Consider the following 20407-nt stretch of genomic DNA (forward strand, 5'->3'; position numbering starts at 1 on the left):
CCTCGCCGCATCGTCCCGGAAGGCGCCTCCGGTGCGCCGCATTATGAACCTTATTGACCCGATTGGTCGGGCCGGTGCCCTCGAACGATCACCGGCACCGTCTCAGAGGAGCGAGAGCTGTACGGGTTCGCTCGGCCCGGCCGTGTCCGCCGGATGCGCGAGCGGCCGGTCCGGGCGGATGCGGCGGGCCGCTCCCGCGCGCGCGGGGCCGATGCCGTACTCCTGGGCCAGTTCGTGCACCTGGCCGGTGATGCGGCGCTGGTACCACTTGGGGGCATAGGAGCCGTCGGCGTACAGGCGCTCGTAGCGGCGCACCAGATGCGGGTGGTGCGCGGCGAGCCAGGCCATGAACCATTCGCGGGCGCCGGGCCGCAGGTGCAGCGTCAGCGGTGTGACGGAGGTGGCGCCCGCCGCCGCGATCGCCCGCACCGTGGCCCGCAGCTGGGCCGGGTCGTCACCGAGGAAGGGGATCACCGGCGCCATCAGCACCCCGCAGCCGATGCCGTGCTCGCCGAGGGTGCGCACGACGTCCAGGCGGCGTTCCGGCGCGGGCGTGCCGGGCTCCACGGTGCGCCACAGCCCGGGGTCGGTGAAGCCCACGGAGACCGAGATGCCCACGTCGGTGACCTCGTTGGCCTGCTTCAGCAGATCGAGGTCGCGCAGGATCAGCGTGCCCTTGGTCAGGATCGAGAACGGGTTCGCGTGATCGCGCAGCGCGGAGATGATGCCGGGCATCAGCCGGTAGCGGCCCTCGGCGCGCTGGTAGCAGTCGACGTTGGTGCCCATCGCGATGTGCTCGCCCCGCCAGCGGCGGGCGGAGAGCTGGCGGCGCAGCAGCTCGGGGGCGTTCACCTTGACCACGATCTGGGTGTCGAAGCCGAGGCCCGTGTCCAGGTCCAGATAGCTGTGCGTCTTGCGGGCGAAGCAGTAGACGCACGCGTGCGTGCAGCCCCGATAGGGGTTGACCGTCCATTCGAACGGCATCCGGGAGGCGCCGGGCACCCGGTTGACGATCGAACGGGCCCGGACCTCGTGGAAGGTGATCCCGGCGAATTCCGGGGTGTCGAACGTGCGGACCGTGACCGCGTCGGCGCCGAACAGCGCCGCGTCCGCCCGGCCGTGTTCGACGGCGGGCTCGCCGGGGTCCCGGGAGTCTGCCGGTTCTGCCGGGCCCGCCGGGTCTTCGGGGTTCACGGGGCCCGCTGTGAGGTTGTCCCAGCGCATGACGCCTCCTCGGTAGCACTGCCCACAGAATAGAACACTTGTTCCCTTGATCGTGCGGACGACCGCGGCCGGGCCGTTCCGGCACCGTTCCCGATCGCCCCGCGCGCCGGGTCCGATCACTTGCCGCACCCCGATTTGGGTGCCCGGCGAGCGGGGTGGTTGGCTTGCCCCCCACCCTGAGAACGGATGTCCTGGAGGAACCCCATGGCGCAGGTCGAGGCCACTACGGAGCGGGTCGTCGCGGCGGACGCGGAGAAGGTGTTCGACGCCCTCGCCGACTACAGCGGCACCCGCGGGCGGCTGCTGCCCCAGCACTTCAGCGAGTACGAGGTACGCGAGGGCGGCGACGGCGAGGGCACCCTCGTCCACTGGAAGCTCCAGGCCACCAGCAAGCGGATCCGCGACTGCCTCCTGGAGGTCAGCGAGCCCACCGACGGCGAACTGGTCGAGAAGGACCGCAACTCGTCCATGGTGACCACCTGGCGGGTCACCCCGGCCGGCGAGGGCAGCTCCCGGGTCGTCGTCACCACCACCTGGCAGGGCGCGGGCGGTATCGGCGGCTTCTTCGAGAAGACGTTCGCCCCCAAGGGCCTCGGCCGGATCTACGAAGCCCTGCTCGCCAACCTCGCCACCGAGGTCGAGAAGTAGCACCGCCGGGGCAACTCGCCTCTTCCCCGCCCATGTTGACTCCTTCACCGGTTCGGGTGATCTCCGTACCGCCCCGCCCGGCGCCGTAACCCGGCGCGCTGTCCGCAGTTGTCGCTTTACGCGCGCAATCCGCGCGAGTGCGACGAGCGCGACGGTGCGACGAGGGAGAAGGACACGTGGGCGGGATCACTCTGGCGCAGGACGAACCGGTCGCGGCGCGGGCCGGGACCCGCGCCGCGACCGGTCCGCATCCCGTCGCGGCCGGCCCGGACCCCGCCGCGCCCCCGGCCGGCGCCGACGCCCTCAGCCCGCGGCGGGTCCGGCTGGTCTTCGTCGGTCTGATGCTCGCGCTGCTGCTGGCCGCCCTGGATCAGATGATCGTCGCCACCGCGCTCCCCAAGGTCGTCGGGGAACTGCACGGCCTGGACAAGATGTCGTGGGCGATCACCGCCTATCTGCTCACGGCCACCGTGGGACTGCCCGTCTACGGCAAGCTCGGCGACCTGGTCGGCCGCAAGGGCGTCTTCCAGTTCGCCATCGCGGTCTTCGTCATCGGCTCCGCGCTGGCCGGCCGGGCGCAGAGCATGGACCAGCTGATCGCCTACCGCGCCGTGCAGGGGCTCGGCGCCGGCGGTCTGATGATCGGCGTCCAGGCGATCATCGCGGACATCGTGCCGCCCCGGCAGCGCGGCCGGTTCATGGGGCTCATCGGCGCCGCCTTCGGACTGGCCTCCGTCGCCGGACCCCTGCTCGGCGGCTACTTCACCGACCACCTCTCCTGGCGCTGGTGCTTCTACGTCAACGTGCCCTTCGGCCTGGTCACGCTGCTCGTCGTCACCCTGGTGCTGAAGCTGCCCCGGCCGCGCACCAGGGCGCGCTTCGACTTCCTCGGCACCCTGCTGCTCGGCGCCGCCTCCACCTGCGCGGTCCTGCTGACCAGCTGGGGCGGCACGGAGTACGCCTGGGGGTCCCGCGTCATCCTGGGCCTGGGCGCGGGCGCCGCCGCCGCCAGCGTCCTCTTCGTCGTCGCCGAGCGCTTCGCCGCCGAGCCCCTGATCCCGCTGCGGCTCTTCCGCGACTCCGTCTTCAACATCAGCGGCCTGGTCGGCCTGGTCATCGGCGTCGCCCTGTTCGGCGCGGCCAGCTATCTGCCGACCTTCCTCCAGATGGTCGACGGCGCCTCGGCCACCGAGTCCGGACTGCTGATGCTGCCCATGATGGGCGGCATCGTGGTGGCGTCGATCGTCTCCGGCCAGCTCATCAGCCACACCGGCCGCTACCGGATGTACCCGCTGCTCGGCAGCGCCCTGTCCGCCGTCGGCATGTGGCTGCTGTCCCGTCTGGAGGTCGACACCTCCCGCGCGGCGTACAGCCTGTGGATGGCCGTCCTCGGCGCCGGGATCGGCCTGGTGATGCCGGTCCTCGTGCTCGCCGTGCAGAACTCCGTGCGCCCCGCCGACCTCGGCACCGCGACCAGCGCCAACAACTACTTCCGGCAGATCGGCGGCAGCGTCGGCGCCGCCGTCTTCGGCACCCTCTTCGCCGGCCGCCTCGCCGACGCCCTGCGCGAGCGCCTGCCCGCGCGCGCGGGCGCCGCCCTCCCCGACCCCGAGTCGATCACCCCCCAGACGGTCCGCGCGCTGCCGCCGGCCCTGCGCGACGCCTACATCCGGGCGTACGCCGACGCCATGCCGCGCATCTTCCTCTATCTGGTCCCGGTGCTCGTCCTCGGCCTGATCATCGCCTTCTTCCTCAAGGAGAAACCGCTGGTGTCCCACAACACCCACGCCCCGGCCGCCTTCGAGACCGAGCCGGTGGCGTACGTCCCCGCCGACGTGCCGCCGGCCCGGGTGCCCCACCCGGTCGGAGTCCCCGTGTGCGGCACGGTGCAGCACGCGGACGGGACCGTCGTGCCGCGCGCGGCCCTCACGCTGATCGACGTCGGCGGCCTCCAGATCGGGCGGGGCGCGAGCGGCGAGGACGGCCGGTACGCGCTGTCCACGCCGGGCAGCGGCTCGTACGTCCTGATCGCCTCGGCCGGCGGCCACCAGCCGCAGGCCGTCTCGGTGACCGTCGGCGAGCGCCCCGTGGAACTCGACGTGGTCCTCGGCGGCGCCGGACGCCTGGCGGGCACCGTGTGCACCGCGGACGGCAGCCCGGTGCGCGAGGCCACCGTCACCCTCACCAATGTGCACGGCGAGGTCGTCGCCAGCACCCGCAGCGGACGCGAGGGCGGCTACGTCATCACGGAGCTGGTCGCGGGGGAGTACACCCTCGCCGCCAGCGCGCCCGCCTTCCGCCCGGCCGCGCTGCCGGTCAGCGTGCAGGCCGCCCGCGAGACCCGCCAGGACGTCGAGCTGGCGGGCGGCGCCGTACTGCGCGGCACCGTACGGGCGAGCGGCGGCCGTGTCGTCGAGGACGCGCGCGTGACGCTGCTCGACGCGGCGGGCAACGTCGTCGACACACTCACCACCGGACCCGACGGAACGTTCCGGTTCGTGGACCTGTCCTCCGGCGAGTACACCGTGATCGCGGCCGGGTACCCGCCGGTCGCCACGGTGCTCCAGGTCGCGGGCGGCGGACGCACCGAACGCGATCTCCAGCTCGGTCACGAGGACTGACCCGTGCCGCCCGTGATCCACAGGTGACCCCCGGGCGGCCCGGGACCCGGCGGCCCGGGACCCGGCGGCCCGGGACCCGACGGCCCGGGACCCGGCGGGCCGGTGCCGCGGCGGCACGGTACCGTCGAGCCCCGGGCCGCCGCCCCGGCGTACGGTGAAGTACCGCCCGGCGGGCCGCAGTTCGCGCCCCCGCGCCGCGCGGCCGACCCGCGTGCGCGCCGACGCGCGGCGGGCGTGCCCGGCGGCGGACGGACGCGCGGTCCGCGACCCAGCGTGTCAGCGGAGCGGCGTATTGTCGCATTGACGTAGTTTGAAGGGGGCGGGGGCCGGTGCGGACCCTACGGGTTGTAGGGTGGCGTCCGCCCCATCGCAAACCCCCCACGGTACAGAGACGAGAGGTGGCCGTGTCGAGCGTCGCGCCCGAGCCGGACGTGAGTGTTGTCGTCATCGTCTACAACGACGAGGAGCGACTTTCCACGGCCGTCGGTTCCGTTCTCGAGCAAACTCTGCGCAATGTCGAGGTGATCATCGCCGACGACTGCTCGACGGACGGCTCCTTCGCTGTCGCGCAGGCGCTCGCCGCGGCCCACCCCGGCAAGGTGCGCGCCATCCGGCTCCCGGAGAACAGCGGCGGCTGCGGCGAGCCCCGCAACCAGGGCGTCAAGGCCGCCCGCGGCCGGTACGTGATGTTCCTGGACAGCGACGACACGCTGGAACGCAACGCGTGCCGCAACATGGTCGAGGCCGCCGACCGCACCGAGGCCGACCTCGTCTCCGGCCTGTGCGTCCGGGTGTACACCGACAACCGGCACGGCAAGCGCGTCGCCTGGTACCCGTGGATGTACCGCACCACCCGCACCCTCGAATCGGTCGCCGAGCTGCCGGACCTGTTCGTCTTCGACACCCTGTCGACCAACAAGTGCTACCGGCGCGGCTTCCTCGTCGACAACGACCTGGCCTTCCCGCGCGGCATCCACTACGAGGACCTGCTGTTCTCCGCCCAGGCGTATCTGGCCGCCCGGCGCATCACCCTGATCCCGAACACGGTCTACCACTGGAACGTGGTCGAGAAGACCGCCGCCAAGTCGATCAGCAACCGGCGCGGCGAGATCAGGAACTTCGCCGACCGGGTCGAGATCCACCGCCGGATCGACGCCCTCCTGGACCGTCAGGGCCAGGAGCGGCTGAAGCTGTGGAAGGACATCAAGTTCCTCAAGCACGACCTCGTGCTCTACCTGCGGGAACTGCCCTTCCTCGACGACGACTACCGGCACGGCTTCGCCGAACTGGCCCGCGATTACGTCCAGGACTTCCCCGAGGCCGCCTACGCCGAGCTGGACCGCGTCCACGCCATCTGCGCCCAGCTGCTGCTGCGCGAGGACTGGGCCGGCCTGATGCCGGCCATCGACACCCTGATCAACCGGCACAAGATCGCCACCCCGCTGGCCGAGCGGGACGGCCGGATCTACTGGACCGACCGCCACCTCGACGACCCCGAGATGCGCGCCGTACTGGACGTCACCACCCTCGGCTACCACGCCAAGCGCCTGAACCAGATGTCCCTGCGCAACCGGCTCACCGACTACACCGCGCACGACGGGGACGTCCGGCTCGCCGGGGAGATCGTCAACCCGCTGGGTGTCATCGCCCCCGGCGCGAAGCTCTCGGCCGAGCTGGAGTTCCGGGCCAGGCGGCGCAGCCTGCAGACGTTCAGCTTCCCGGTCACCGCCCTCAGCCACGAGGGCGACACCATCGCCTGGCGGGCCGAGGTGCCCCTGAGCCGCCGCCTGCGGCCGCTCGGGATCATCGACGACGTCTGGGACGTCCGGCTGCACCTCACCGCGGACGGCACCAGGACCACCAGCCGGCTCACCGTCGGCACGGTCGACCTGGAGAACACCGAGGCCCTGCCCGTCCGGCCGCGGCTGACCCGGCTGCTGGCCGACCGCATCGAGGCCCAGGTGTCCGCCAAGGGCCACTTCGCCTTCCGGCTCGCCCAGCACGGCCAGGCCGCCCGCGCCGGACACGCCGCCGTCCGGCGCAACCTGCACGGCCGCCCCGCGCGCGCCGCCAAGGGCGCCTACCGCAAGCTGCGCGCCGTGCGCCGCGACCTGAACTCCGGCGCCCGCAAGCTCCAGGTCTACGAGCGCATGCTGACCAGGCTGCCCATCCGCAAGGGCACCGTCGTCCTGGAGAGCCACCTCGGCAAGCAGTACAGCGACAGCCCCCGCGCCATCTACGAGGAGCTGCGCCGCCGCGAGGTGCCCGTCACCGCCATCTGGTCCTACGCGGGCGAGAGGCCCAAGGGCTTCCCCGAGGACGCCGAGCTGGTGCGCCGCTGGTCGTGGCGGTACCTCAAGGCGCTCGCCCAGGCCGAGTTCTGGATCGACAACCAGGGCTTCCCGCTGCGCCTGGCCAAGCGACCCGGCACGACGTACATCCAGACCTGGCACGGCTCCGCGCTCAAGCGGATGGGCTTCGACGAGCCCTCCCAGCGCATGCAGTCCGAGCAGGAGCAGCGCGCCTACCAGCAGGCCCTGGACCGCTTCGACCACTTCGTGGTCCGCAGCGAGCACGATGTGCGCACCCTCGCCCGCGCCTACCGCATCCCCGAGCACAAGCTCCTGCGCACCGGCTACCCGCGCAACGACGCCCTGGTCCGCGCCCGCGAGTCCACCGCGCCCGACCCCCGGGCCCGGCGCCTCGCCGAGCGCCTCGGCATCGACCCGGCCAAGAAGGTGCTGCTGTACGCGCCCACCTTCCGCGCCCACCGCGACGGCCGGGTACGGGACTTCGCGTTCCCCTTCGACGTCGAGGAGTACGCCGACCGCTTCGGCGACGACCACGTCCTGCTGGTGCGCGCCCACTACCTCAACCGGCTCACCCTGCCCCCCTCGGTGGCCGGGCGCGTCATCGACGTCAGCGCGGAGCCGGACATCACCCCGCTGCTGCTGCTCGCCGACGCCCTGATCACCGACTACTCCTCGGTGATGTTCGACTACGCCCTGCTCCAGCGCCCCCTGGTGTTCTACGTCCACGACTGGGAGGAGTACGCCGGGGACACCCGCGGCACCTACTTCGACCTGCTCGCGGAGGCGCCGGGCCCGGCACCGCGCACACCGGAGGAGCTGTTCGCCGCCATCGGCGACCTGGACGCCGTGCACGCCACGTACGAGGCGCGGCTGAAGGAGTTCGTGGACAAGTACGGCGAGTACGACCGCGGGGACGCCGCGGCGCAGATCGTGGACCGTTTCTTCGGCCCCGCGGGAGAGGCCCGATGACCCAGCGCGACATCTTCTTCGTGGCCAACGAGGTCGACGAACTCGGCGGCGTCGGCCGCTGGCAGGCCCAGCTCGCGACACTGCTCGCGGGCCGCGGCCACCGGGTCACCATCGCCGGCATCGCCCCGGCCGGGCACCCGATGGACCTCGGCGAGAACCCGCCGTTCCGCACCGTCACGCTGTACGCCCGCCGCCCGCCGGGCCGCCCGCGCCCCCGCCGGCTGCTCGGCTCCGCCGACCCGGCCGTGCGCCGCCACGACGCCCACATGCGCGCCGCCGCGAGCCGCCTCACCGGCCTCTTCCGGGCCGCAGCGCCCGGCGCGGTCATCATCGTCACGCAGGTGTGGGCGATGGAGTGGGTGGCCCTCGCGGACACCGCCGGGCACACCGTGATCGGCATGACCCACGAGTCCTTCGAGACGGCCCGCAAGTCGTCCCGCTTCGGCCGGGTGAAGAAGTACTACGGCACCGTCGACCGGCTGCTGGCCCTCACCCAGGAGGACGCCGACCGCTGGGTCGGCGAGGGCATGAACAACCTCGGCTTCATGCCGAACCCGCTGCCCCTGGCCCCCGGCGCGCCGTCCCCGCGCACCGAGAAGGTCGTGGCGAGCATCGGCCGGCTCTCCCACGAGAAGGGCGTCGACCTGCTCCTGGACGCCTGGGCCGAGGCCGCGCCCCAGCAGCCCGGCTGGACCCTGCGGATCTACGGCCGCGGCGAGTCCGAGGCCGACCTGCGCCGCCGGTGCGCCGAACTGGGCGTCGAGGACTCGGTGGACTTCGCCGGGCAGACCGACGACGTGCCCGGCGCGCTGCGCGCCTCCTCCGTCTTCGTGCAGTCCTCCCGCGGCGAGGGCTTCCCGCTGGTGCTGCTGGAGGCGATGGCGAGCGGGGTGCCCTGTGTCGCCTTCGACTGCGCGCCCGGCGTCCGCGAGATCGTCGGCCACGAGGAGGACGGGCTGCTGGCCCGGCCCGGCAACACCTCCGAGCTCGCCCGCCACCTGGTGCGGCTGATGTCCGACGAGGAACTGCGCGACCGGATGGGCGAGCAGGCCCTGCGGAGTGTGCGGCGCTTCGACCCGGACGCGATCACCGACCGCTGGGAGCGGCTCTTCGACTTCCTGGAGCGGTAGCGGCGAGCACCCTCGACCGGGCCGGCCCCAGGTACACCGACGACAGGCGGAGGACGGAGCGCGCATGACGGTGAGGCATTCTCGTGACGACCGGGGCGACAGCCGTGACCTGGCGGTCAACCCGGTCTTCAGCCGCGAGCCCCTTCAGGTGCCGCGGTACGCGCTGCCCCGGGCGGAGATGGACCCGGACACGGCGTACCAGATCGTGCACGACGAGCTGATGCTCGACGGCAACGCCCGGCAGAACCTGGCGACGTTCGTCTCCACCTGGGCCGAGCCGCAGGCGCGGCGGCTGATGGACGAGTGCGCCGAGAAGAACATGATCGACAAGGACGAGTACCCGCAGACCGCCGAGGTCGAGACGCGGTGCGTCCACATGCTCGCCCGGCTCTGGCACGCCGAGGACCCGCGCCGGGCGATCGGCTGCTCCACCACCGGTTCCAGCGAGGCGGCCATGCTGGGCGGGCTCGCGCTCAAGCGCCGCTGGCAGCACCGGCGCCGCGCCGAGGGCAAGCCCGCCGACCGGCCCAACCTGGTCATGGGCATCAACGTCCAGATCTGCTGGGAGAAGTTCGCCGACTACTTCGAGGTCGAGCCGCGCTACGTTCCGATGGAGGGGGACCGCTACCACCTCACCCCCGAGCAGGCCGTCGAGCTGTGCGACGAGAACACCATCGGGGTGGTCGCGGTCCTCGGCTCCACCTTCGACGGCAGCTACGAGCCCGTCGCCGCCATCGCCGCCGCGCTCGACGACCTCCAGGCCCGCACCGGCCTGGACATCCCGATCCATGTCGACGGCGCCTCCGGCGGGATGATCGCGCCCTTCCTCGACCCGGACCTGGAGTGGGACTTCCGGCTGCCGCGGGTCGCCTCCATCAACACCTCCGGGCACAAGTACGGGCTCGTCATGCCCGGCGTCGGCTGGGCCCTGTGGCGGGACAAGAAGGCCCTCCCCGACGACCTCGTCTTCCACGTCAACTACCTCGGCGGCGACATGCCGACCTTCGCGCTGAACTTCTCCCGGCCCGGCGCCCAGGTCGTCGCGCAGTACTACAACTTCCTGCGGCTGGGCTTCGAGGGCTACCGGCGCGTCCAGCAGACCTGCCGCGACGTCGCCACCCGGCTCGCCGCCGAGATCGCGCGGCTCGGCCCGTTCGAGCTGATCACGGACGGCAGCGAGATCCCGGTCTTCGCGTTCCGGATGAGCGCGGGCACCGACCACTTCAGTGTCTTCGACGTCTCCGCCGCGCTGCGCGAGAGCGGCTGGCTGGTGCCCGCGTACACCTTCCCGAAGAACCGCACCGATCTGGCCGTGCTGCGGATCGTGGTCCGCAACGGCTTCAGCCACGACCTCGCCGATCTGCTCCTGGCCGATCTGCGCCGCGTCCTGCCCCGGCTGGACAAGCAGAACGAGCCGCACCGCACCGCCGACGACGCCGGCGGGTTCGCGCACGGCGCGGAGACCAAGAACCCACGCAGCCCCGGCCGCGACTGACCGAGGAGGTACCCGATGTGCCGTCTGTTCGGCCTCAGCAGCGCCCCGCGCCGCACCCGCGCCACCTTCTGGCTCCTGGACGCCCCCGACAGCCTCAGCCGGCAGAGCCACCAGGACCCGGACGGCACCGGCCTCGGCTACTTCGCCCCGGACGGCACCCCGCGGATCGACAAGGCCCCGATCGCCGCCTTCGAGGACCGGGCGTTCGCCGAGGACGCCCGGCGGGCGGAGTCCGCCACCTTCCTCGCGCACATCCGCTATGCCTCGACGGGCGGCCTGGACGCGCGCAACACCCATCCGTTCGCGCAGGACGGGCGGCTGTTCGCGCACAACGGCGTCATCGAGGGCCTGGACCGGCTCGACGCGCACCTGGGCGCCGACCGGTCACTGGTGACCGGTGACACCGACTCCGAGCGGTTCTTCGCGCTCATCACCCGCGAGATCCGCGAGCACGGCGGCGACGTGGGCGCCGGTATCCGGCGGGCGGCCGGCTGGATCGCCGCGAACCTGCCCGTCTACGCCCTCAATCTGATCCTCGTCACCCCGGACGAACTGTGGGCGCTGCGCTACCCCGACACCCACGAGCTGTATGTGCTGGAGCGCCCGGTGGGAGGCCCGCACGGGGGACGCCACCTCGACCACAGCGGCGCCCGGGGGCGGATGCGGGTGCACTCGGCCGACCTGGCCGGGCTGCCCGCCGTGGTCGTCGCCAGCGAACGCATGGACGACAACCCCGGCTGGCGCCTCATGGCACCGGGCGAACTCCTGCACGTCGGCCCGGACCTCGCCACCACCGCGCACACCGTCCTGCCCGACCCGCCGGCGCACCGGCTCACCCTGGCCGATCTGCGTCCCGAGGCCGCCGCGTCCCAGAAGGCCGCCTGACCCTCCGGCGAGCAGGGCCCCGCACGGCACGGTGCGGCCCGGCCGGAGGACGGCCGGACCGACGCCGTGTCAGATGCGGACGCCGAACTGGTACGGCATGTTGCTCATCGACTCGTACCGCACGACGGCGCCGGTGTGCGGGGCGTGCAGGACCATGCCCTTGCCCGCGTACAGGCCGACGTGGTGCAGGTCGCCGTAGAAGAAGACCAGGTCGCCGATCTGGAGCTGGCTCTGCGAGTAGATGCGCTGGCCGGCGTTGGCCTGGGCCTCGGACTGGCGCGGGATGGTGATGTTCGCCTGGGCGTAGGCCCAGGAGGTCAGGCCCGAGCAGTCGAAGGTCGAGGGCCCGTTGTGGGCGTACTGGTACGGGCTGCCGATCTTCGACTGGGCGGCGGCGAAGGCGGCGCCCGCGTGGCCGCTGCCCGGGGTGATGTTGCCCAGGTCGACCCGCTCGGTGCCGCGGGTGGCCCGGGTCTGCTCGGCCTGGGCGAGCTGCTGCTTCTCCTGCGCGGTGAGCGTGTTCAGCAACTGCCGCGCCTCGGCCAGCTTGCCCTGGACCTGCTGCTTCTGGCGGCCCAGTTCGGTGCGGGTGGCGGCGAGGTCCCTGAGCTTGCCGGTGGCCTCGGCGCGCTGCTGGGCGAGCTGGCGCTGCTTGTCCTGGATCTTCTTCAGGGAGTCGGCCTGCTGCCCGCTGACCTGGCTGAGGGTGGCGGCCTTGTCCAGGTACTCGTCCGGGTGGGACGAGAGGAAGAGCTGGAGGGAGGGGTCGATGCCGCCGCTGCGGTACTGGCCCGCGGCCATCGAACCGAGGGCGTCGCGCAGCTTGTTGAGGTCCTGCTGGCCGCGGGCGACGTTGTCCTGGATGGTGGAGATCTCCTTCTGGAGCTTCTCCTGCTTCTCCTTGGCGCCGTTGTACTTCTCGGTGGCCTGCTCCGCCTGCTCGTAGAGCGTGTCGACCTTGGACTTGACCTCGTCCTTGCTGGGCTTCTCGCTCGGTGCCGCGTTGGCCGACTGCGCGCTGATCGCGACGGCGGCGGCTGCCGCGGTGGTGAGCATGGTCACCCGGGCACGGCTGGGCTGTTTGGGTCGACGGTGGGACGCCACGGAAGCGAACTCCTTCTGCTGGGTGAACTCCCGTTCGGGAGTTCGAGTTTAAACCTAGTGATCCGGGCTCGTCGGCGCCAGGCTCGGGGCGTTCCGTTTCCTGCGCTCCACCTGGTAGGAAGTTGCAGCCCCGGCGCGTAACCTGGCGCCCCATGAAGATCCTCATCAGCGCGGACATGGAGGGCGCCACCGGTGTGACCTGGCCGGCCGATGTGCTGCCGGGGACGCCGCAGTGGGAGCGGTGCCGGTCGATGTTCACCTCGGACGTCAACGCCGCGGTGCTCGGCTTCCTCGACGGCGGCGCCGACGAGGTCCTCATCAACGAGGCCCACTGGTCGATGCGCAACCTGCTGCTCGAAGAGCTGGACGACCGGGCGCAGATGCTCACCGGGCGGCACAAGTCGCTGTCCATGGTGGAGGGCGTGCAGCACGGCGACGTGGACGGCATCGCCTTCGTCGGCTACCACGCGGGCGCCGGCATGGAGGGCGTCCTCGCCCACACCTACCTGGCCAACTCCATCACCGGGGTGTGGATCGACGACGTACGGGCCAGCGAGGGACTGCTCAACGCGCATGTGGTCGCCGAGTACGGCGTGCCGGTGGTCCTCGTCACCGGCGACGACGTGGCCTGCGAGGACGCGCTCGGGTACGCGCCCGAGGCGCTGAAGGTCGCCGTCAAGGACCATGTGTCGCGGTACGCGGCGGTGTGCCGCACCCCGGCCCGCACCGCCGCCGACATCCGCGCGGCGGCCCGTGAGGCGGCCGCCCTGGCGGTGCGCCGTCCGCCGGTCGCGGGCGGCCCGTTCACCGTCGCGGTCGAGTTCGACGCCGAGCACCTGGCCATGGCCGCCACCGTGGTGCCGGGCGTCACCCGGGCCGGTGAGCGCAAGGTGGCCTACACCAGCGCGACCATGTACGAGGGAATCCGCACGTTCAAGGCGGTCACCACGATCGCTTCGGCCGCCATCGAGGAGCAGTATGGCTGACGCGCAGGCACTGGACGAGGTCGTCCGCTTCACCTCCGACCTGATCCGCATCGACACCACCAACCGGGGCGGCGGCGACTGCCGCGAGCGCCCGGCAGCCGAGTACGCCGCCGAGCAGCTCGCGGCGGCCGGTACGCGGCCGGTGCTCCTGGAGCGGACCCCGGGCCGGACCAATGTGGTCGCCCGGATCGAGGGCACCGACCCGTCCGCGCCCGCCCTGCTCGTCCACGGTCATCTCGACGTGGTGCCGGCCCAGGCGGCGGACTGGAGCGTGCACCCGTTCTCCGGCGAGGTCCGTGACGGTGTCGTGTGGGGCCGGGGCGCCGTCGACATGAAGAACATGGACGCGATGATCCTCGCGGTGGTCCGCTCCTGGGCCCGCCAGGGGGTACGGCCCCGCCGGGACCTGGTCGTCGCCTTCACCGCCGACGAGGAGGCCAGCGCCGAGGACGGCTCCGGATTCCTCGCCGAGGAGCACCCCGAGCTGTTCGAGGGCTGCACCGAGGGCATCAGCGAGTCCGGCGCGTACACCTTCCACGACGGCGCCGGACGGCAGATCTACCCGATCGCCGCCGGGGAGCGCGGCACCGCCTGGCTGAAGCTGACCGCGCGCGGCCGGGCCGGCCACGGCTCCCGTGTGAACACGGAGAACGCGGTGACCCGGCTCTCCGCCGCGATCACCCGGATCGGCGCCCACCAGTGGCCGCTGCGGCTCACCCCCACGGTCCGCGCCGCTCTCACCGAACTGGCCGCCCTGTACGGCCTGGAGGCCGAGCCGACCAGCCTGGACAGCGCGGACGGCGCGGACGGCGTGGACGTGCTGCTCGACAAGCTCGGCCCCGCCGCCCGCCTGGTGGAGGCGACGCTGCGCAACAGCGCCAACCCGACCATGCTGGACGCCGGTTACAAGGTGAACGTCATCCCGGGCGAGGCCGTCGCCCATGTCGACGGACGGTATCTGTCCGGCGGCGAGGACGAGTTCCGCGCCACCCTGGACCGGCTCACCGGGCCCGACGTGGACTGGGAGTTCCACCACCGCGAGGTGGCGATCCAGGCCCCCGTCGACTCCCCGACGTTCGCCGCGATGCGCGCCGCCGTCCAGGAGTTCGCGCCCGAGGGCCATGTCGTGCCGTACTGCATGGCGGGCGGCACCGACGCCAAGCAGTTCTCGCGGCTCGGCATCACCGGCTACGGCTTCTCGCCGCTGAAACTGCCCGAGGGCTTCGACTACGACGCGCTGTTCCACGGCGTCGACGAACGTGTCCCCGTCGAGGCGCTGCACTTCGGTGTCCGTGTGCTCGACCGCTTCCTGCGGACGTCCTGAGCGAGTTGGGAGAAGGAAACAGTGGAGACCCTGCCGTACGGTTCCTGGCCCTCGCCGATCGACGCGGCGCTCGCCGCCGCGCACGACGGAAAGCCGGAGTTCGTGGGTTTCGTCGGCGACGAGGTGTGGTGGACCGCGCCCCGGCCCGCCGAGGGCGGGCGGCGGACGCTGGTGCGGCGGGGTGTCGACGGCACCGAGGAGCCGGTCCTGCCGCCGCCGTGGAACGTGCGCAGCAGGGTCATCGAGTACGGCGGCCGGCCCTGGGACGGGACGGTCGTGGACGGCACCCCGCTGGTCGTCTTCGTGAACTTCGCCGACCAGCGGCTCTACCGCCACGAGCCCGGCGGCACCCCGCGCCCGCTCACCCCCGTCTCCGCGGTGGGCGGCGGACTGCGCTGGGCCGAGCCGCAGTTGCTCGTCGACCGCGGCGAAGTCTGGTGCGTACTGGAGGAGTTCACCGGCGAGGGACCCACCGACGTGCGGCGCGTCCCGGCCGCCGTACCGCTGGACGGATCGGCCGCCGAGGACCGGGACGCGGTGCGCGAACTGACCGCCGAACGGCACCGGTTCGTGACCGGGCCGCGCCTGTCGCCGGACGGGCGCCGGGCCGCCTGGCTGGCCTGGGACCACCCGAGGATGCCCTGGGACGGCACCGAACTCCTGGTCGCCGACGTCAGCGACGACGGCCGCCTCACCGCGCCCCGCACCGTCGCCGGCGGCCCCGAGGAGTCCGTCGCCCAGGCGGACTGGGCCGCCGACGGCTCCCTGCTGTACGCGAGCGACCGCGGCGGCTGGTGGAACCTCTACCGCGACGGGCGTCCGCTGTGCCCGCGCGAGGAGGAGTTCGCCGGGCCGCTGTGGAAGCTCGGGCAGCGCTGGTTCGCGCCGCTGGACAGCGGTCTCGTCGCCGTCGTGCACGGCCGCGGCGCCACCGCCCTCGGCATACTCGACCCGGAGAGCGGCGAGGTCGTCGACGCGGCCGGGCCCTGGAGCGAGTTCGACGCCACTCTCGCGGTGCACGGCGGGCGGGTGATCGGCGTCGGCGCCGGACCGCACGGCTCCCACGAGGTCGTCGAACTGGACACCCGCACCGGACGGGCCCGCGTCGTCGGCGCCGCCCACCGCGACCCGGTCGACCCCGCCCACTACCCCGAACCGCGGGTGCGCACCTTCACCGGACCGGGCGGCCGCGAGGTGCACGCCCACGTCTACCCGCCGCACCACCCCGGCTTCTCCGCGCCCGCCGGGGAACTGCCGCCCTACGTGGTGTGGGCGCACGGCGGGCCCACCAGCCGGTCCCCGCTCGTCCTCGACCTGGAGATCGCCTACTTCACCTCACGCGGCATCGGCGTCGCCGAGGTGAACTACGGCGGCTCCACCGGATACGGCCGCGAGTACCGCGAGCGGCTGCGCGAACAGTGGGGCGTCGTCGACGTCGAGGACTGCGCGGCCGTCGCGCTCGCCCTCGCCGACGAGGGCACCGCCGACCGCGACCGGCTGGCGATCCGAGGCGGCAGCGCGGGCGGCTGGACCACCGCGGCCTCGCTGACCGGCACCGACGTCTACGCCTGCGGCACCGTCCTCTACCCGATCCTCGATCTGACGGGCTGGGGCACGGGGGAGACCCACGACTTCGAGTCGCAGTACCTGGAGAGCCTGGTGGGACCGCTCGCCGAGGTACCCGAGCGGTACACCGAGCGTTCGCCCGCCGAGCACGCCGACCGGATCACCGCGCCGTTCCTGCTGCTCCAGGGCCTGGACGACGTGATCTGCCCGCCCGTGCAGTGCGAACGTTTCCTCGCCCGGCTCCGCGGACGCGACGTACCGCACGCCTACCTCACCTTCGAGGGGGAGGGGCACGGCTTCCGGCGGGCCGAGACGATGGTGCGCGCCCTGGAGGCCGAACTATCCCTGTACGCCCAGGTGTTCGGCCTGGAGCCGGCCGGGATCCCCACCCTGGAGCTGGGCACATGAAGGAACTGCTGCGTCCCGCCCGGCTCGCCCCCGGCGCCCGCGTCGCCGTGGTCGCCCCCAGCGGGCCCGTCCCCGAGGAACGGCTCCAGTCCGGTCTCGACGTACTGCGCGGCTGGGACCTGGACCCGGTCGTGGCACCCCATGTGCTCGACCGGCACGAGGAGTTCGCCTATCTCGCCGGGGCCGACGCCGACCGGGCCGCCGACCTCCAGCGGGCCTGGTGCGACCCGTCGGTGGACGCGGTGCTGTGCGCCCGGGGCGGCTACGGGGCGCAGCGCATGGCCGACCTGCTCGACTGGGAGGCCATGCGCGCGGCCGGGCCCAAGGTGTTCGTCGGCTTCAGCGACATCACCGCGCTGCACGAGGCGTTCGCCGTCCGGCTGGGCCTGGTCACCCTGCACGGGCCCATGGCCGCCGGGATCGACTTCCTCAAGAACGCCCGCGCGCAGGAGCATCTGCGGGCCACCCTGTTCACGCCCGAAGCGGTCCGGGTGATCCCCTCCGACGGGACGGCCCTCGTCCCCGGGCGGGCCCGGGGCGTCACGCTCGGCGGCTGCCTCGCCCTGCTCGCCGCCGACCTCGGCACGCCGCACGCCCGGCCGTCCGCCGCCGGTGGCCTGCTCTGCCTGGAGGACGTCGGCGAGGAACCGTACCGCCTGGACCGCTACCTCACGCAACTGCTGCGGGCCGGCTGGCTGGAGCGGGTCGGCGGGGTGCTGCTCGGCTCGTGGAAGGACTGCGGCGAACCCGAGCGGGTGCGCGCGCTGCTCGCCGACCGGCTGGGCGGACTCGGTGTGCCCGTCGCGGCCGACTTCGGGTTCGGGCACTGCGCGGGCGCCCGCACGATGCCCTTCGGGGCGGCCGCCGAACTCGACGCGGACGCGGGCACCTTGACGCTGGACACACCCGCGCTGCGCTGACCGGCGCCACCGGTGCCCGCGCAGCCCGGCGGAACGCCGCACACCGCGTCCCGCCGAGGGGCCCGGCTGATCACGGACGAGGACCGGGCCGGGTTCCTGGTTCTGCGAGAGACCCGGCGGCGCCATCGCCGGACCCATCAGCATCAACAACACCGCCTCCCTCGCGTCGGCCCGCTCCTGAGGCTTCCGGCGGGAGGGCTGCTCGCCGAAGACGCCGTACGCCGACGGGGTCTGGCGCGACCACGAACGCCGGGCGCTCAGCGCCGGGACGCCGACTTCCGGTTGATCTTCATCGTGTCCAGGTCGGTGACGGTCGAACGCAGGTCCCGGAAGCCGCAGCCGAGCGCCCGCAGCGCACCCTCCGCGCGGTCCTCCGCGAGCGCCGCCGCCATCTCCTCGCCGTCCGCGGCGTCCGACACCACCACGTAGCGCATCGAGAAGTGCTTCAGCGGAACCGGTTCGTAGGACAGCGAACCCTCCTCGGTGAACCGCATGCTCGTCATGCCGTGGTCGCCCGCCTCGGCGAGCAGCCGCGCCCGCGCCTCGTCGGTCAGCCCGTCCCAGGTACCCCGGACGATGACCCGGTAGGTGTGCTGCTCGCTCATCGCGTCCCGTACTCCTCGGTGCCGTGCGTGTCCGCGCGCGCGGACACGGCCGAAGCCCCGACTGTACGTCGCCCGCCGGGCCGCGGCCCACGGGATTTCCCCGCCGCCCGGCACGGCCCGCCCGCGCGCTTTGCGCAATCCTGACGTGTGCCGCCCCTGGTCAGCTCCCCGCTCACCGGGTTCCATGGTGATCGTGACGACGATCCGACGTGAGGTACTGACGCTCCCCGCCGCACCACTGGGCCCGGACAACCCGCTGCCCGCGCTGCGCCCGCTCGACGAGGCGCACCGCATCGAGGACCGGGACCGGGCCGGCCTGCCGCACGACATGGCCCGGCAGATCGGCTACGCCCCCCTGCACAGCCTGCTGCCCGCGCGGATCCGCGACGGCTACGGCCGCACCCGGCGGCCGGCCGCCGTCGACGCCCTCGTCCTGGAGAACGACCGGCTGCGCGCCACCGTCCTGCCCGGCCTCGGCGGCCGCGTCGCCTCCCTCGTGCACAAGCCCACCGGCCGCGAACTCCTCTACCGCAACCCGGTGTTGCAGCCCGCCAACTTCGCCCTCAACGGCGCCTGGTTCTCCGGCGGCATCGAGTGGAACATCGGCGCCACCGGGCACACCACCCTGTCCTGCGCACCCGTGCACGCCGCCCGCGTCCCCGCCCCGGACGGCGGCGCCATGCTGCGCCTGTGGGAGTGGGAGCGGCTGCGCGACCTGCCCTTCCAGGTGGACCTGTGGCTGCCCGAGGGCTCCGACTTCCTGCACGTCGGCGTCCGCGTCCGCAACCCGCACGAGCGGCCCGTGCCCACCTACTGGTGGTCCAACATCGCCGTCCCCGAGGAGCGCCGGGTCCTCGCCCCGGCCGACGAGGCATGGCTCCCCCACTGCCTGAACGGCGTGGGAGGTACCCCCATCGGCTACGAACGCCGCCTCACCCGCGTCCCCGTCCCCGAACACGACGGCACCGACCGCACCTACCCCCTCAACAGCCCTTACGCCGCCGACTACTTCTACGAGGTGCCCGACGAGCGGCGCCGCTGGATCGCCGCCCTCGACGAGGACGGCACGGGTCTGGTGCAGACCTCCACCGACACGCTGCGCGGGCGCAAGCTGTTCGTCTGGGGCTCCGGGCCCGGCGGACGGCGCTGGCAGCAGTGGCTGACCGAGCCCGGCACCGGCGGCTACTGCGAGATCCAGGCCGGACTGGCCCGCACCCAGCTCGAACACGTACGCCTGGAGCCGGAGAGCGAGGTGGCGTGGCTGGAGTCCTACGGACCGCTCGACGCGCCCGCCCCGGCGGGGGAGTGGGACGCCGCCGTACGGCGCACCGAGGAGCGGCTCGAAGCGGTCCTGCCGCGCGCGGACGTCGAGGCCGCCCACGCCGCCTGGCGGCCGTACGCCGACGCCGAACCGGAGGAGATCCTCACCGCCGGGTCCGGCTGGGGCGCGCTCGAAGTCCTGCGCTCCGGCTGGAAGCTGCCCGGCACGCCGTTCCCCGAGTCCACCCTCGGCGCCGCCCAGGAGCCCTGGCGGGAACTGCTGCGCACCGGCTCCTTCCCCGAGCGGCACCGGCAGGACCCGCCCGGCGAGAGCCTGGTCGCCCCGCACTGGCGGGACCTGCTGGAGACGGCGCCCGCCGGCCCGCTCACCGAGTACCACCTCGGTGTCGCCCAGTGGCACGCGGGCGACCGCGCGCAGGCGGTGCGCAGTTGGGAGCGCGCCCTCGAACGCGCCCCCCGGCGCTGGCCGTCGCTGCGCTGCCTGGCCGTCGCCGACCAGGAGTCCGGTCATCACGAGCGGGCAGCCGACCGGTACACCGAGGCGTTCGACGACCTGTGCCGCGCCGCCACCGGGCAGGGCGGGGAGGACGGCGACGTCACCGCCGCCGTCGCCGCCCTGGGCCGCGAGGCGATCGAGGCGCTGCTGCACGCGGGCCGGGCGGCCGGTGCGCGCTCCGTGTGGGACCGGCTGCCGTCCGCCACCCGCGAACGCGGCCGGTTCCGGCTGCTGGAGGCCGAACTGCTGCTCGCGGAGGGGCACCGCGACCGCGCCCGCGCGGTCTTCGAGGACGGCTTCGAGGTCGCCGACCTCAGGGAGGGCGACGAGCGGATCGGCCGGGTGTGGGAGCGGGCGGTGGGCACACCGCTGCCGGAGCGCTACGACTTCCGGATGCGGCCGTCGTCGCACTGACCGCCGTAGGCGGGCGCCC

Annotated in this window: 14 protein-coding genes; 11 read left to right on the forward strand and 3 right to left on the reverse strand. The window is 73.1% G+C overall.

The genetic code is table 11. The annotated features are described in order from the left end of the window. Nucleotides 1-102: 102 nt before the first annotated feature. Entirely contained in the window at nucleotides 103-1224 is a 1122-nt protein-coding gene (locus A8713_RS26410; protein WP_216826781.1) for an Rv2578c family radical SAM protein, read from the reverse strand. A gap of 204 nt (nucleotides 1225-1428) precedes the next feature. On the opposite strand from A8713_RS26410, the gene A8713_RS26415 reads away from it, so the two are divergent. The 6 genes from A8713_RS26415 to A8713_RS26440 all read left to right on the forward strand — a co-directional run bounded on the left by A8713_RS26415 (nucleotide 1429) and on the right by A8713_RS26440 (nucleotide 11284). Further along, complete coding sequence (locus A8713_RS26415; protein ID WP_037889577.1) at nucleotides 1429-1872, forward strand: SRPBCC family protein; 444 nt, start codon at nucleotides 1429-1431, stop codon at nucleotides 1870-1872. Nucleotides 1873-2048: 176 nt separating this feature from the next. Next, nucleotides 2049-4493, forward strand: a complete 2445-nt coding sequence (locus tag A8713_RS26420; RefSeq protein ID WP_064536058.1) for an MFS transporter — start codon at nucleotides 2049-2051, stop codon at nucleotides 4491-4493. A gap of 398 nt (nucleotides 4494-4891) precedes the next feature. After that, entirely contained in the window at nucleotides 4892-7774 is a 2883-nt protein-coding gene (locus A8713_RS26425; RefSeq protein WP_079159140.1) for a bifunctional glycosyltransferase/CDP-glycerol:glycerophosphate glycerophosphotransferase, read from the forward strand. Beyond that, nucleotides 7771-8904, forward strand: coding sequence for a glycosyltransferase (locus A8713_RS26430; protein ID WP_064536059.1), 1134 nt, complete (start codon nucleotides 7771-7773; stop codon nucleotides 8902-8904). Before A8713_RS26425 ends, A8713_RS26430 begins: the two co-directional genes overlap by 4 nt. Before the next feature lie 64 nt (nucleotides 8905-8968). Further along, nucleotides 8969-10399, forward strand: a complete 1431-nt coding sequence (locus A8713_RS26435) for a glutamate decarboxylase (protein WP_064536060.1) — start codon at nucleotides 8969-8971, stop codon at nucleotides 10397-10399. A gap of 15 nt (nucleotides 10400-10414) precedes the next feature. After that, nucleotides 10415-11284 carry a class II glutamine amidotransferase gene (locus tag A8713_RS26440; protein WP_064536062.1) on the forward strand — a complete coding sequence of 290 codons (870 nt, stop codon included), beginning with the start codon at nucleotides 10415-10417 and terminating at the stop codon, nucleotides 11282-11284. 69 nt (nucleotides 11285-11353) lie between these two features. Here the strand turns inward: A8713_RS26440 and A8713_RS26445 are convergent, their stop codons facing one another. Continuing rightward, on the reverse strand, nucleotides 11354-12388 hold the full coding sequence (locus A8713_RS26445; protein ID WP_064536064.1) for a C40 family peptidase: 1035 nt from the start codon (nucleotides 12386-12388) through the stop codon (nucleotides 11354-11356). Nucleotides 12389-12540: 152 nt separating this feature from the next. Here A8713_RS26445 and A8713_RS26450 point away from each other — a divergent pair, with 152 nt between their 5' ends. The 4 genes from A8713_RS26450 to A8713_RS26465 are packed head-to-tail and all read left to right on the forward strand — an operon-like array spanning nucleotide 12541 to nucleotide 17592. Further along, nucleotides 12541-13374 carry a M55 family metallopeptidase gene (locus A8713_RS26450; RefSeq protein ID WP_018571731.1) on the forward strand — a complete coding sequence of 278 codons (834 nt, stop codon included), beginning with the start codon at nucleotides 12541-12543 and terminating at the stop codon, nucleotides 13372-13374. Beyond that, nucleotides 13367-14698: a M20/M25/M40 family metallo-hydrolase gene (locus tag A8713_RS26455; RefSeq protein WP_064536066.1), complete on the forward strand. Its 1332-nt coding sequence runs from the start codon at nucleotides 13367-13369 to the stop codon at nucleotides 14696-14698. Before A8713_RS26450 ends, A8713_RS26455 begins: the two co-directional genes overlap by 8 nt. Before the next feature lie 21 nt (nucleotides 14699-14719). Continuing rightward, the gene (locus tag A8713_RS26460; protein ID WP_064536068.1) at nucleotides 14720-16672 is read left to right on the forward strand and encodes an LpqB family beta-propeller domain-containing protein; all 1953 of its coding nucleotides are present in this window, start codon (nucleotides 14720-14722) and stop codon (nucleotides 16670-16672) included. Further along, the gene (locus A8713_RS26465; RefSeq protein ID WP_064536070.1) at nucleotides 16669-17592 is read left to right on the forward strand and encodes a S66 peptidase family protein; all 924 of its coding nucleotides are present in this window, start codon (nucleotides 16669-16671) and stop codon (nucleotides 17590-17592) included. The genes A8713_RS26460 and A8713_RS26465 overlap by 4 nt, the downstream gene beginning before the upstream one ends. A gap of 257 nt (nucleotides 17593-17849) precedes the next feature. Here A8713_RS26465 and A8713_RS26470 read toward each other — a convergent pair whose 3' ends face one another. Then, entirely contained in the window at nucleotides 17850-18197 is a 348-nt protein-coding gene (locus A8713_RS26470) for a DUF6204 family protein (RefSeq protein ID WP_064536072.1), read from the reverse strand. 184 nt (nucleotides 18198-18381) lie between these two features. On the opposite strand from A8713_RS26470, the gene A8713_RS26475 reads away from it, so the two are divergent. Beyond that, nucleotides 18382-20388, forward strand: a complete 2007-nt coding sequence (locus tag A8713_RS26475) for a DUF5107 domain-containing protein (RefSeq protein WP_064536074.1) — start codon at nucleotides 18382-18384, stop codon at nucleotides 20386-20388. Nucleotides 20389-20407 lie beyond the last annotated feature (19 nt).

The organism is Streptomyces sp. SAT1, assembly GCF_001654495.1.
Lineage (GTDB): Bacteria > Actinomycetota > Actinomycetes > Streptomycetales > Streptomycetaceae > Streptomyces > Streptomyces andamanensis.

Bases quoted from the DNA above. Each gene is read 5' to 3' on its own strand.
- A8713_RS26450 (WP_018571731.1), top strand. From the start codon at position 12,541: ATGAAGATCCTCATCAGCGCGGACATGGAGGGCGCCACCGGTGTGACC.
- A8713_RS26435 (WP_064536060.1), top strand. From the start codon at position 8,969: ATGACGGTGAGGCATTCTCGTGACGACCGGGGCGACAGCCGTGACCTG.
- A8713_RS26470 (WP_064536072.1), bottom strand. From the start codon at position 18,197: ATGAGCGAGCAGCACACCTACCGGGTCATCGTCCGGGGTACCTGGGAC.
- A8713_RS26415 (WP_037889577.1), top strand. From the start codon at position 1,429: ATGGCGCAGGTCGAGGCCACTACGGAGCGGGTCGTCGCGGCGGACGCG.
- A8713_RS26410 (WP_216826781.1), bottom strand. From the start codon at position 1,224: ATGCGCTGGGACAACCTCACAGCGGGCCCCGTGAACCCCGAAGACCCG.
- A8713_RS26465 (WP_064536070.1), top strand. From the start codon at position 16,669: ATGAAGGAACTGCTGCGTCCCGCCCGGCTCGCCCCCGGCGCCCGCGTC.
- A8713_RS26430 (WP_064536059.1), top strand. From the start codon at position 7,771: ATGACCCAGCGCGACATCTTCTTCGTGGCCAACGAGGTCGACGAACTC.
- A8713_RS26475 (WP_064536074.1), top strand. From the start codon at position 18,382: ATGGTGATCGTGACGACGATCCGACGTGAGGTACTGACGCTCCCCGCC.
- A8713_RS26455 (WP_064536066.1), top strand. From the start codon at position 13,367: ATGGCTGACGCGCAGGCACTGGACGAGGTCGTCCGCTTCACCTCCGAC.
- A8713_RS26440 (WP_064536062.1), top strand. From the start codon at position 10,415: ATGTGCCGTCTGTTCGGCCTCAGCAGCGCCCCGCGCCGCACCCGCGCC.